Raw genomic sequence first — 13,225 nt, forward strand, 5'->3', positions numbered from 1 at the left:
AAAAAAGTTGCATTAACGGCCTGCATGCGAAAGTTTATTACTATGTTGAATGCCATGGTAAGAGATCAAGTTACTTGGGCTTATTGATCTTTTTATTAGTCGGGTTGACGCCACAGTCGCTTGTTAGTAATACTCTACTTTCCTCGAAAACTAACGCGTCATCTTGGTGCTGATGAGTTGTTAGATTTAGAATTATGAAATATTTAGAAAAATATCTATTAAGTGCTTCACGTATTGAGTTAAAGAATCTCGTGTAATGCTTTTGAAGCCTTAGATACTTCTTTTAAAGCTCCTGTTATATGATACAATCCTCGGGTCGATAAAAGGATATGGCAGGAACAATGGAAGAAGAAGAGCTACTCGGAATTGCTGATTACCTGGCCATTCTCAAACGGAGGAGAAAACAGTTAGTTATCCCGGCAGTAATCATCCTCCTTTTAAGCATTGGCTTGGCAGTGGGACTGCCGTCTATCTATCGATCTGAAGCTACCATCTTAATCGAACAACAAGAAATCCCCAGTGAGCTCGTCCGATCAACTGTAACCTCATATGCAGGTGAGCGAATTCAGGTGATCAGTCAGCGAGTAATGACGACTGAAAATCTGGGTAAAATCATTGACAATTATGGTCTTTATAAAGATGAGCGTGAAGACACCAGTATTTCATTGCTTGTTGACGAACTACGTGAAGATATTGAATTGGATATGATCAGTGCTGACGTGATCGATCCACGAAGCGGCCGACCTACCAGTGCGACAATTGCATTTACACTCGCATTCAGTAATAAACAACCGAGGGTTGCACAGAAGGTCACAAACGAACTTGTATCCCTCTATCTCGACGAGAATCTCCGCCAGCGTACTCAATCTGCATTGGAAACCTCGAGCTTTCTCAGTACTGAGGTAAATCGGTTAAATCAGGAGATAATCAAGCTGGAAGCATCACTGGCTGAGTTTAAAGAAAAGCATGTACATAATCTACCGGAGCTTCAACAGCTCAATATTCAACTGATGGAGCGTAATGAAAGGGAGTTGTCTACGACAATTCAACAGATTAGAAATCTGGAAGAACGGAAAATCTACCTACAATCAGAGCTAGCCCAAGTTAATCCTACCACTGATATCTATAATTCCAGTGGAAATCGAGTTATGGGGACAGAAGACCGACTCAGGGCACTGAAAGCAGAATACCTGGCATTATCAACGCGCTACACGGACAGTCATCCAACGCTAGTTAAAATGAGCGAAGAAATGGAGGTGCTTGAAGCGGAGCTTGGTGCTAATACGAGTGTTAAAAATAAAACTCATTCCGACAATCCTGCTTATCTTGCGCTTGAAACACAGCTCCAAGCTGCAGATAGTGAACTAGCCTCACTTGTTATTGTGAGAGAAGATATTAAAGAAAAAATTAAGGGTTTTGAAGATAGATTGGTTCAAAGCCCGCAGGTGGAGCGTGAATATAGAAACTTAACACGTGACTATGAAAATGCTTTAGCTAAATACCAGGAAGTAAAATCAAAGCAATTAGAAGCACAATTGTCAGAATCTCTGGAACGAGAACGGAAAGGTGAAAGGTTTTCACTCATTGAACCGCCTCAATTGCCAGAAGAGCCTTACAAACCAAATCGTATAATTATTCTTGTTTTAGGCGTGGTTTTTAGCTTTGTAGGTAGTATGGGAAGTGTCTTTATCAAAGAAAGTATGGATGAGTCCATATATAGCATCAAAGATGTTTCAGTAGCAACTAAGTCGCCGCCGTTAGTAGTCATTCCATATATAGAGACTAGTGATGATATCGATAACCATAAAAGAAAAAGGTTAGTGTTGTTGTTCTCTCTTAGTAGCGCGTTTTTACTAACTCTTATTGTGATACATAACTGGTTGAAACCATTAGATGTTGTATTGTTTACGGTATTAAGGCTATTTGGATAGAGTTTGTAGTTTATTAAAAATGTATTTAACTATTACATGATTAGCTAAATAAATGAAAAGTTCATTATTCTAACTCGAAGCGGTGATGCGGTATGGAGAAAATTAAGAAAGCTCTCGAGAGGGCTAGAGAGAAACGTAGTTCAGAACTTATCGATAGTTCGGATCAGTATCATTCACATATGCGCATTAACCCGATGGAGAAAGTAGATCTCACAAAAATATCATATACAAAGACCAAAAAAATTGAAGTATCAAAAGAATTACTAAGAAAAAAAAGGGTGTTTTCTGGTAATGAGAATAGCAATATATCAAGTCAGTACAAGGTACTTAGAACGCATGTTTTACAATGTTTAAAGTCAAACAATTGGAATTCAATAGCAATCACAAGTCCAAATGAGGGTTGTGGTAAAACACTCACTGCTATCAATCTAGCAATAAGTATGGCTCGTGAAGTCAATCATTCTGTTCTTCTTGTTGATATGGATTTGCGTAGACCTAGTGTGCAAGATTATTTTGTAGATGAGAGGCTTCCTGGAATAAGTGAATATTTACAAAATGAAAAGGATTTAAATGAGATATTGTTTAACCCAGGCCTGGATAGAATGGTTGTATTACCGGGTAATAAATCGATAGAAAATTCTTCTGAAATGCTCTCTTCACCTAAGATGGTTGACTTGGTAACTGAACTTAAGAAACGATATCCAAATCGTATCGTTATTTTTGACTTGCCTCCTCTTTTGTCGTGTGATGATGTAATAGCTTTTTCGCCATATATTGATGCGCTAATGTTAGTCGTGAGTGAGGGAGAGACACTTAAAAAAGATCTAGTTCGGTCTTATGAGCTTTTATCAACGAGAAATATAATTGGTACAGTTCTGAATAAATCAAACGAAGAATGTAATAATAGTAGTTATTACTAGTAAGGTATCTAGACGATAATGTAAAGCATTAACTGCAATTGACGATGTTTTCCAGAAAGATTAGATATTTTAGTAATATATATATACTAGACTGACGATAGTCCAATCTTAAAACTTCTTCCTATATAAAAAAGTTACCTAATCAATAATTGCAATCAAACAATCATAATATGTATTTCGAGATATTATGTAATATTTAGATTATATAGGCTTTACTAGAAAATAAGATAGTACTCAAAAGAACAAGATTAGTCGAATAAAATCCAATTTTAATTTAAAAAGCAAAACTGAGTGAAAATACGCAAAACTATGGAGCTAATAAAAAGTTTATTATAACCAATAATTTTTCACTAGCTGTGAATTACAGGATAAATTCTTTGTAGTTGTTTTATGAAAGTATTAATAATAAATAATATCTACTACCCATACAGAATAGGAGGTGCAGAGGTATCCGTTCAGGTACTAGCTGAAGGGCTTAAAAAGCAAGGATATGAGGTTTTAGTTATTGCACTTGGTAACGTTAAATTTGAACAAGATACACCGAAAGATGTTAGTTTCATTACATACCCATATATGGAAAAACTGTGGCCAGTAGTAGAAAATAGAAATATTATTTCCAGACTTGCTTTTCAATATGTCGGAGATTTTATAAAAATACACGCTTCTACAAATATTAGACGTATTATACATTCATTTATGCCTGATGTGGTTCATACAAATAATCTTGCTGGAATTGGAAGTTGTGTTTGGTCAATAGTGTCAAATTTAAAAGTGCCAATTGTTCATACTCTTAGAGATTATTATCACTTATGCATTAAGCAAACTATGTATAACCCGAATAAAAGCTGTAATTGTTCAAGGCAATGTAAAATGTGTCTTATTACAACTGTAGTCAGGCGGATACGCTCATCACATGTAAATGTGGTAGTGGGAAATTCTGAACATATTCTTCAGTCACACCTTAGAGAAGGTTACTTCAAGAATGCTCGTACAGATGTAGTAAGTGGCGGGTTACCAGATTCCTTTAGGCTTTCAAACAGAGTGCCTACAAAGAGTGTGAATCGCGTTGGATACTTAGGACAAATAGTCAAAACAAAAGGCGTAAATGATTTTATTAATCTAGCATATATCAATAATAGTATTGAATTCTTAATTGGTGGTGATAATACGAGCCTATATGCATCAAAGTTGCAAGATAACAATCTATTGCACAATCTAAAATGGATGGGCCGTGTTGATCCGAAAGAGTTTCTAGATTCTATAGATATCTTGATTGTCCCAAGTAAGTGGCATGAACCGTTACCACGCGTTATCTATGAGGCTTATTCCCGAGGAGTCTTGGTTGTAGCTACAAAGAATGGTGGGAACCCTTCAGTTATGGATGAATTACCTAAAGCATATCGCTATCTGTATGAAAGTAATAACTTTGAATTAATGACTTCAACGTTTCAAAAGGCAGTTTCATTTGTTGAATCAAACGATTTCAAACCAAATATCCTAATTGACCATTCGATTTTATTTTCTGAAAGTAACATCATTGATAAATATTGCAGGATATATGAGGGTGTAAAAAACTTCAGCCCTAAAAGTAAATAAAATGAGATTAATATTACATTTAATACAAATTAATAAATATTTGTAATTCAATAATGGTCAATCTAATTTAATATTACATGGCTCACACTTTAGCAACAGGTAGAAAAGCTACTTTTGTGAAAATTACTTATGCTGCTACAGCAAAGGTTACTTCAGCTTTTATTCTATTTATTCTTACGGCACTGGTAACGCGAAATATGCCAGGAGAGGAAGCAGGTTTGTTTCTCCTTGGTATCTCGTTACTTGGCGTAATGTCAGTTATTTTTCGTTTAGGTCTGGACAATGTTATTCTGAGGTTTTTATCTGCGCATAGTAATAATAGTTTTGCACAAGATAAATTAAATCGTGGTCTTCAGTGGATAGTGACTTTGTCTATCCCGGCTGCTCTGTTTGGCATTATCAATAGTAAATATATAGCAATATATATCTTTCAAAAACCAGAATTTGGTGATGTATTATTTTGGCTGTTACCAGCATTACCAGCAATGGCTATATTTTTTCTATTATCTTTTGCTTTTCAATCACAACATAGAGTAATTACCACGGCAATATTCCAAAAACTAGGAATATCTTCGCTATTTATAATAGGTTTTGGGTACCTATTGTTTAATATGCCGAGCTCGATAAGTGCTGTCAATAGCGCTAAGATCTACACAGTTGCTGCCATAATTATATGTGTCGCAGCAATAGTAACCTGGTATCGACAATCAGGAACTAAACTGTCACTGACAAGCTTTTCTGATCATGAACTTAAAAGCGCAAGTCTAAATCTATGGGTCGCCAGTTGTATGGGTTTAGCTGTTGAATGGTCTGGTTTGTTAATAGCAGGAGTAATTCTTACAGCTGAAGACGTAGCATTACTGAGTGCGGCTCAGCGTACTGCAATGTTAACTAGTTTTGTGCTTATGGTAGTGAATATGGTAGTTGCTCCCAGATATGCAAAAATGTGGAAAGAGAGTAATTTACCAGGCATAGAGCGTTTAGCAAAATATTCAACACGTGGTATGGTTACGATGGTAATACCAGTTGTAATTATAATCTTTTTATTTTCAGAACAACTTATGAGTTTATTTGGGGTTGGTTATGAGGCGGCAGGTATATTATTAATTATAATGACAATAGGTCAGTTTATAAATGTCTCGACTGGTTCGGTAGGTTATTTATTAAATATGAGTGGACATGAAGAAGACTTTCGTAAAGTAACATTAATGACGGGTCCTATTTCAATCATTATTTCTATTTTATTTATCACCGAGCTCGGATTGATGGGGGCCGCCATTGCAACTGCTATTAGTGTAGGAATCCAAAATATTGCTGCGTTAATCATGGTTAAAAAACGGCTTGGATTCATCCCTATAGGTTAATAAGGTATAAGATGTAAAACACAATAGACAAATTTAGTAAAAATCATCTCTCTTGCTCTTTAAAATGAAATAGTATTAAGATCGACTGCTTGTGAAAAATACTGATTTAGTCAATTCAGAAGTCACTACCAGATAGATGATTATATAATATAGCAACTGAATAAGTTAGATAGTTAAACTTAATGTGTGAACAATGTGATTGCTTACTACCAAACATTGAAAGAAATCATTTAACTAAAGGGAAGGATAGTGTAAACAATAGTATGATATTAAAAAGGGTTTATGTCTTCATTCTTATGTTCACCTATGATTACATATACCATTTTATATGGCGCTAATTTGCATAAAAAAACACTGTTAAGAAATTCCAAGATGTCATTGTTAATACTAACTATAACTAACTAATATATTTCAACATTAAAATGAAATAAGAGAGCACAAAAGTCAAAAAAAGTACTTAGATAATATCCTAGTAAATATTACAGTGTAATAATGAAAATATTGTACATCGGTATCAAATTTAATGGAGAATATATTTTATAATCTCTTAAATATTACATTGTAATCAGAGAAAGGAACAAGGATGTAATGAATAAGATAAACGTTAGTAAGAGTATATAGTATGAAAGGATATCTAAAAGTTGTTGCAGTTTATCTAACAGGTACATTACTTTCACCCTATCTGTTTCTTCAATGGTTAAGAATAATAAGAGAAGGAAAAGTTTGTAGTTTGGATGCCTATATAAGAGTAACAAGCCGCTATTTCCTGCGCTTTTTTCGTATGCCTAATCTAATTAGACCCCAAGACTACAACGAAAAAATAACGTGGTTAAAACTTTTTGACCACAATATGTTAAAAGTCGAGTGTTGTGATAAATATGATGCAAGAAAATACATAGTAAACAAAGTCGGAGAAAAATTCTTACCAGATAATTACTATGTAGGCCACGATTTTGATCGACAACTAGCTAAAACTATTAACCATCCATTTGTGATTAAAACTACACACGATCAAGGTGGGGTTTACTTCTGTACAGGTGACGAAAATATCGAGGAAATAGAAAAGGATGTAACATCAAGGCTCAAAAAACGTTATGGTTTTATAAATTATGAATGGCCATACCTAATGCTAAACGGAAAAGTAGTGTATGAGGAGTACCTAAACTACGGTGGAAGAATTCCAGATGATTACAAATTTCATTGCGCTAATGGTGAAGTAAAATGGTTACAATATATTACTGACCGTGGTATCGATACTAAAGAAGGCATTTACGACCTGGAAGGTAATAAATTAGATCAGGTACTTGATGCAGATATGAAAAGATTTTGTGGAAAGTTAGCTGTAGATTTCAAACTTTTTCAAAAGATGATCTCTCTTGCAGAAATGTTAGCAAGCGAATTCAAGTATGTACGTGTCGATATGTATTGCATAGGAGAAAAAATAAACATAGGTGAACTAACGTTTTTTCCATTAGGAGGCCTATACAAAAGTAAAGATGTTGATTTCTTTGGTAATTTAATAGATTTTGATACCAGTTCTGGCTATAAGAATAATTTAGATGAAAAGTAAAGTAGATTTATTTATTGTTGGTTGTATAAAAGGTGGAACAACGTGGTTGTATGACGTGCTATCAACATCACCTGACATATATGCACCAATGCTTAAAGAACCACATTACTTTTCTAGAATAAAACAAATAAGACCTCATATTAAGCATGTAAATGATTATAATGAATATTTAGCACTTTACCAGTCAGGAGATAGTCATAGATATCGAATGGATGGGAGTGCAAGTTACTTATATGAGAAAAACACCGCACAAAGAATATATGAATATAATCCTGATGCTAAAATATTAATATTGTTAAGGCACCCAGTGAGACGTGCATTTTCTCATTACCAAATGCTTTTGAGGGAGGGTGTTTTGGTCGATGACTTTGAAAAAATCATTGATGTTGATTACTACAATGGTTGTAGTATGAATGATTCACATTGTTTGATTAAGATGGGAGAGTACTTTGGGCAAGTTAAAAACTATTATGATTTATTTGGTAATAATGTTCTAGTTCTTACCTTTTCAGATTTGTCGAATTCCAAGGAGCAATTAATTAAAGAAGTTACAGAATTTATAAGCATTAATTATTCGGAGCTCGAGATAAAAAATGAAAAAAGCAATGCTGCCGCACTACCAAAAAACAAACTATCTAGATTAATACTAGGTACCAATTCGCTGCGTTATATAATCCAAAAAGCCTTACCAAAATCATTTCGTGTATTTATAAAGAACAAATATTTACTAGAAAAATCAAGTATGAAATTACAAGAAGAAAAGATTGTACAGTTATACAATAAGTACTTTAAGTCAGATAGTGAAAAATTATTTGAGTTGATTAATAGAAGATCGTGGAATGAGGTGAATGATATATAAATAGAATGATAAAGAATCCGACACTATTCAATGACAGAAGAGTAAAGAAACTGTTCTATTATTCTTGAGTCTTATATTAGTTAATAAACAGTACGCGATTTGTGTCAATCTGACAGAGAGGTAAGTGGTTAGTTTGTTTATATTGGTTTCATTAAATTATTATCTGTTGAATAGATTCACATAGTAATAGAATAATTTAAGTTATGAGAAGTTCAGTACATAAAAAACCAAAGAAATATTAAGTGTGTATTATTATATGTTATGGTTGTAATGTAGGAACTAAACAGAAGTAATAAAATCAGAAAGCCTTATTCAACTACGAAATGGCCATTGCTGCAATTACATGGATAGCCTCTTTAATCTTAGTAGTACTCCTACTAAAGTGGTCTATTGTAAATACAAGAGTCGCTGTTGTAGCAATTGCTTTAGTGTTGGCGTGGCAGTATTTACCTAGGTCTTTAATGTTTCTTACAGGCTTGGATGATCCCTATCCAGCTTATTTGTTTAACAAAGATGCGTGGGATTTAATAGCTCAAAGCTTGATAGCGCTTTTAGCATGGCTTGTTATTTTTTTCTTAACTTACTCAATATTTTATCAGAAAACAATATCTATACACAGACTTTTACCTAAAATACCTGACAGTAATGTAGGTGTAATATTGTTTTTTGTTGCTCTTATTACGACATTAATAGGAGTATCTTCAACAGGATATTTGATAGAAAGTGTGGGCTCCATCGGTAGCTTTATGTACCAAGTAAAGGTTGGTAAAACCTTTGCAGGGTACTACGTGATTAGAGAGATATCGATTACTGGTGCGATATTTAGTGGAATTGCTCTATTATATTTCGAAAAAAAATACAGATTGTCAAAAAAGAATAGACGTTCACGTAAAGTTGTCTGGCTTTGCGTAATACTTTATGTGGCTAACCTTGCTTTTAATTATTTTTGGGGAAACCGTTACAATATAGCAATGCTACTTGGTGCTTTTGGAATTGGATGGCATTTTTACATACATAAAATCAACGTATTAAAAGCAGCTATTTTGATTCTCGTTGCGGCAACAATGCTACAAACGTTAAAGAATTTACGCTCAGAAAATTTTGGCGAAGTATTATTTGTCGAAATTAAATCAACGCAACCCTTTTGGACAGATGTCTCGTTATCATTACATATGAGTCAATTTGATGCATTTATGTTGGCTTACAGAGATGCGGGAAAAATATTTCCATACAGAAATGGTAAAGATTTTAAAAATGGTCTATTAGCGTTTATTCCAAGAAAACTATATCCTAATAAAGAAACATACGCAGTAGGAGGTTGGTTTAGAAGGGTATATCAGCCAGAAAAAATTAACGGCTGGCCAATTACAATAATAGGTAATTGGTATGTTAACTTCGGTATGCTAGGTATTTTGTTAGGCGCTTTAATATCAGGAATTATAGCAGCAATATTCGACACAATTAACCGACATCTTAAAGACTCCTATTGGCAGGCAGGGGCTGTACCACCAATTGCATTTTTTATTTTTGACGGTGGAGTCAGTACGGGTTTCGTCCAAAAAATATTTCTTAATGTTATTCCAGTGGTTTTATTAGCAATAATTCTAAGTCGTACAGCCAGAAAAAAACATATATAACTAATAAATGTATCAATGCAATATAAATAACATATAGATTATTTTACTTTAGTACTAGAGTAAATCTTAAACTTTTACGTTAAAAACCATTATCGTCGCAACAGTTGATAAATGAGATTGATATATGATGACTTATGGTAATAAAACACGCCGCAGTTTTATAAAAAATTTGATAGCAACAATATTAGGTGCCTATACAGCAAGTACAAGTTCTGCACAAAAAAATAAAATCAGTAATCGTCCGATTAAAGCAGCAAAAAATTTCGCGTTTGCACATTATATGACTGGCTTATGTACGCGAAAAAGAAAACAGTCTGTGGATGACTGGAAGCAAGATATAGAAGATGCTATAGAGTATGAGATTGATGGATGGCAGTTTAATTTTGGTTTTTATGAGGGTATGTTCAAGAAAAATGTCAGCAACTTTATACTTGCTTTAGAGCAATTGAATATTGGTTCGAATGATTTTAATTTTTTTCCATCATTTGATTGTAATCATGGAAAAGTGCCAAATGTAAATCATATCATCGACTGGTTTGCAACTTATTACAATCACCCAAATCACTTTCGACTAAATGGGTTACCATTGCTAACTGTATGGCAAGGACGTGACGTAGGTAATGACTATTTTATAAAAATCAAAGAAATTCTTGCTAACAAAGGCATGCCAATAGCGTTTATTCCCTATGTAGCTAGTAGGCCTAAGTACTCAGTAATGCTCAAGCTATTTAAAGATTGGCCAGTAGTTGATGGTTTTTATACATGGGTCGCTGGGCAAACATCTAAGAATGTTGTTCTATTCAATAAAATCGCAAGTAGTTTATGCAAGAGTTTCGATAAAACGCTAATGGCAGGACATGGATATAGCTATCTGGCAATAAACAAGAGACCTGTCTTTGTAAACAAGCACGCAGGAGAAGCAATTACAGAACAAATGATGCCACTTATAAATGGAGAATTTGGTGACTGTAACATCTTAAATATATCTACATGGAATGATTATGGTGAAGATCACCATATTTCTCCACACCCCCCGTGGGGGGCTGTCCCGGTTGGAAGTACACACCCAGTGTGGTGTCATATTGGTTATTCTGTGATTGTTAAATACTATCTAAAATGGTGGAAAACTGGCACGCCACCAATCATAAACAGTGATACTGTAGCCATTTTTCATTTAACACAACTTGCAAAGGATGGGACTCCACCTTTTCCTTACAAAGATTATCAACCCGATAAAGAAGATGATACTCTATACATCACCTCGATCCTAAAAGAACCTGGGGTTATTGTTGTAAAAAGTGGTCAAAATGATCCAGTTGTTTTTCATGCCTCCTCTGGTGTCTCGCATTGGCGTACCTCCTCGAACATAGGAGAGCAGAAATACGGTTTGTGGCGTAATGGTGTGCAAATATTTAATAAAACGAGCGAAGTACTAATTAAGCCGGGAAATAAGTCTCCATGGTCGTGGGGTAGATTTACGGATGTATACACAGTGTAGAAGAGGGATATCAATTTTGAGGAATAATGGTGGCACAGTAGTTATATCATCATTGGATTATAATCCAATTAATTACAACTGAACATTTAGTATAAAAAAATATACTAAGTAAAAGTAATTAAATGTTTATGTTTACTTTAGTTATCAAAAAGTGTGATTACTAATAGTTTAGATACACTTTATATAATATTAAATATTATAAAAGATAGAAAATATATTTAATAAATTAACTTCATTAACTTAAAAAATGAATGGCAATATGGAAAGTTCTGGTAATACCTTTGGACAGTACAAAGTAGCAATAGTACACGATTGGTTGACTGTATTTGGTGGAGCGGAAAGAGTATTAGAGCAATTATTGAAATTATTTAAACAAGCGGATATATACACGATTGTAGATTATTTAGATGACAAAGATCGGTCATTTTTAAATAATAACAATATTACTACATCGTTTGTACAAAAATTACCCTTTTCAAAAAAACATTACCGCTCGTATTTGCCTTTGATGCCATTGGCGATTGAGCAGTTCGACTTAAGTCAATATGACCTGGTCATTTCCAGTAGTTATGCTGTAGCAAAGGGTGTGCTCACTGGGCCAAACCAATTACACATTAGTTATGTGCATTCACCTATTAGGTATGCATGGGATCTTCAACACGAATATCTACACACAAGTGGTTTCGATAAAGGATTAAAATCAATCCTAGTAAGATGGTTTTTGCATAAAATAAGAATATGGGATCATAGAACATCGAGTGGTGTAGATGAATGGATTGCAAATTCAACATTTATCAAAAAAAGAATCAGTAAGGTTTATCGATGCAAATCGAAAGTTATTCATCCACCAGTAAATACAAATCGTTTTAAACCAACGGAATTAAAAAAAGAACACTATTTTACCGTTTCAAGAATGGTGCCATATAAACGCATCGACTTAATAGTAAACGCGTTTAAAAAAATGCCAGATAAAGAACTTATTGTAATAGGTGATGGTCCAGAATTTGGAAAAATAAATAAGAACCTTACACCTAATATAAAATTACTTGGGTTTCAAAGTTCATCTATTGTTGAAGAGTATATGAGTACTGCGAAAGCATTTATATTTGCTGCACAAGAGGATTTTGGAATCGTGCCTGTTGAAGCTCAGGCATGTGGTATTCCAGTAATAGCCTATGGAAAAGGAGGCGTTTTAGATTCAGTCGAGGAAGGAAAAACAGGCATGTTTTTCTCCCAGCAAACAGAAGACTCCTTAATACAATCAATACAAATGTTTGAATTAAACTATAAAAACTTTGACAGTAATTATATTAGAAAGCACGCAGATAAATTTTCTGAAGAAAGATTTAGAAATGAAATGAGTGAAACTGTTCAGAGAGCAATAGATTGCTACTTTGATAATAAACAATAGAAGTATCTAACATCTTTAGTTTAAAGTAGGGTAGGCAATTAACCAAAACAAAGTTACATGTTTAATTAATGTAAGGTCCTCCTTGATTAAACTTGTTGATACGAGAAAAACACTCACAAAAAAACATCTATCAGAATATTTAAATGAATAATTCACTATGAATTGGTCAAAGATTGTTACCTGATAAATGGAATAGTTAGGTGTTATACTTTGGTTATTTTAATGTAATTTATCGACTAGAAAATATACAGGCATAAAGCGAATGATTGTTACAAGAATAAAGTGCTACATCCTTGTGATGCATAAGCAATAATTTAACAAGATTCAACACTAGAAGTCACAAAACATGCATATTTGACCATCTATTCAACAATCACATAATTATATTACGTGCAGTGTGATAAAGTTCTCTAAGTTATTACTCTTAACAAGTAAAATA

At 33.8% G+C, this 13,225-nt stretch carries 9 protein-coding genes; all 9 read left to right on the forward strand.

The window, feature by feature from the left end:
* Positions 1-341: 341 nt before the first annotated feature.
* The 9 genes from AC4IE8_RS10455 to AC4IE8_RS10495 all read left to right on the forward strand — a co-directional run bounded on the left by AC4IE8_RS10455 (position 342) and on the right by AC4IE8_RS10495 (position 12,786).
* On the forward strand, positions 342-1,931 hold the full coding sequence (locus AC4IE8_RS10455) for a GumC family protein (RefSeq protein ID WP_068995686.1): 1,590 nt from the start codon (positions 342-344) through the stop codon (positions 1,929-1,931).
* 92 nt (positions 1,932-2,023) lie between these two features.
* Entirely contained in the window at positions 2,024-2,851 is an 828-nt protein-coding gene (locus tag AC4IE8_RS10460; protein WP_490790965.1) for a CpsD/CapB family tyrosine-protein kinase, read from the forward strand.
* Between the two features lie 390 nt (positions 2,852-3,241).
* Positions 3,242-4,447 (forward strand): glycosyltransferase, encoded by a 1,206-nt coding sequence (locus tag AC4IE8_RS10465; protein WP_490790966.1) that lies wholly within the window; start codon positions 3,242-3,244, stop codon positions 4,445-4,447.
* Positions 4,448-4,524: 77 nt separating this feature from the next.
* Positions 4,525-5,811 (forward strand): oligosaccharide flippase family protein, encoded by a 1,287-nt coding sequence (locus AC4IE8_RS10470; protein ID WP_083226309.1) that lies wholly within the window; start codon positions 4,525-4,527, stop codon positions 5,809-5,811.
* Positions 5,812-6,433: 622 nt separating this feature from the next.
* Positions 6,434-7,381 (forward strand): ATP-grasp fold amidoligase family protein, encoded by a 948-nt coding sequence (locus tag AC4IE8_RS10475; RefSeq protein WP_490790967.1) that lies wholly within the window; start codon positions 6,434-6,436, stop codon positions 7,379-7,381.
* Positions 7,371-8,240 (forward strand): sulfotransferase family protein, encoded by an 870-nt coding sequence (locus AC4IE8_RS10480; RefSeq protein WP_490790968.1) that lies wholly within the window; start codon positions 7,371-7,373, stop codon positions 8,238-8,240. Before AC4IE8_RS10475 ends, AC4IE8_RS10480 begins: the two co-directional genes overlap by 11 nt.
* A 323-nt stretch (positions 8,241-8,563) precedes the next feature.
* On the forward strand, positions 8,564-9,877 hold the full coding sequence (locus tag AC4IE8_RS10485) for an O-antigen polymerase (protein ID WP_490790969.1): 1,314 nt from the start codon (positions 8,564-8,566) through the stop codon (positions 9,875-9,877).
* A gap of 124 nt (positions 9,878-10,001) precedes the next feature.
* On the forward strand, positions 10,002-11,375 hold the full coding sequence (locus AC4IE8_RS10490) for an endo-1,3-alpha-glucanase family glycosylhydrolase (protein ID WP_068995693.1): 1,374 nt from the start codon (positions 10,002-10,004) through the stop codon (positions 11,373-11,375).
* Positions 11,376-11,634: 259 nt separating this feature from the next.
* On the forward strand, positions 11,635-12,786 hold the full coding sequence (locus tag AC4IE8_RS10495) for a glycosyltransferase family 4 protein (protein ID WP_490790970.1): 1,152 nt from the start codon (positions 11,635-11,637) through the stop codon (positions 12,784-12,786).
* The last annotated feature ends 439 nt before the right edge of the window (positions 12,787-13,225 follow it).

The sequence above is a fragment of the Candidatus Thiodiazotropha sp. AKAK2 genome (assembly GCF_058244685.1).

Bases quoted from the DNA above. Each gene is read 5' to 3' on its own strand.
- AC4IE8_RS10455 (WP_068995686.1), top strand. From the start codon at position 342: ATGGAAGAAGAAGAGCTACTCGGAATTGCTGATTACCTGGCCATTCTC.
- AC4IE8_RS10460 (WP_490790965.1), top strand. From the start codon at position 2,024: ATGGAGAAAATTAAGAAAGCTCTCGAGAGGGCTAGAGAGAAACGTAGT.
- AC4IE8_RS10465 (WP_490790966.1), top strand. From the start codon at position 3,242: ATGAAAGTATTAATAATAAATAATATCTACTACCCATACAGAATAGGA.
- AC4IE8_RS10470 (WP_083226309.1), top strand. From the start codon at position 4,525: ATGGCTCACACTTTAGCAACAGGTAGAAAAGCTACTTTTGTGAAAATT.
- AC4IE8_RS10475 (WP_490790967.1), top strand. From the start codon at position 6,434: ATGAAAGGATATCTAAAAGTTGTTGCAGTTTATCTAACAGGTACATTA.
- AC4IE8_RS10480 (WP_490790968.1), top strand. From the start codon at position 7,371: ATGAAAAGTAAAGTAGATTTATTTATTGTTGGTTGTATAAAAGGTGGA.
- AC4IE8_RS10485 (WP_490790969.1), top strand. From the start codon at position 8,564: ATGGCCATTGCTGCAATTACATGGATAGCCTCTTTAATCTTAGTAGTA.
- AC4IE8_RS10490 (WP_068995693.1), top strand. From the start codon at position 10,002: ATGATGACTTATGGTAATAAAACACGCCGCAGTTTTATAAAAAATTTG.
- AC4IE8_RS10495 (WP_490790970.1), top strand. From the start codon at position 11,635: ATGGAAAGTTCTGGTAATACCTTTGGACAGTACAAAGTAGCAATAGTA.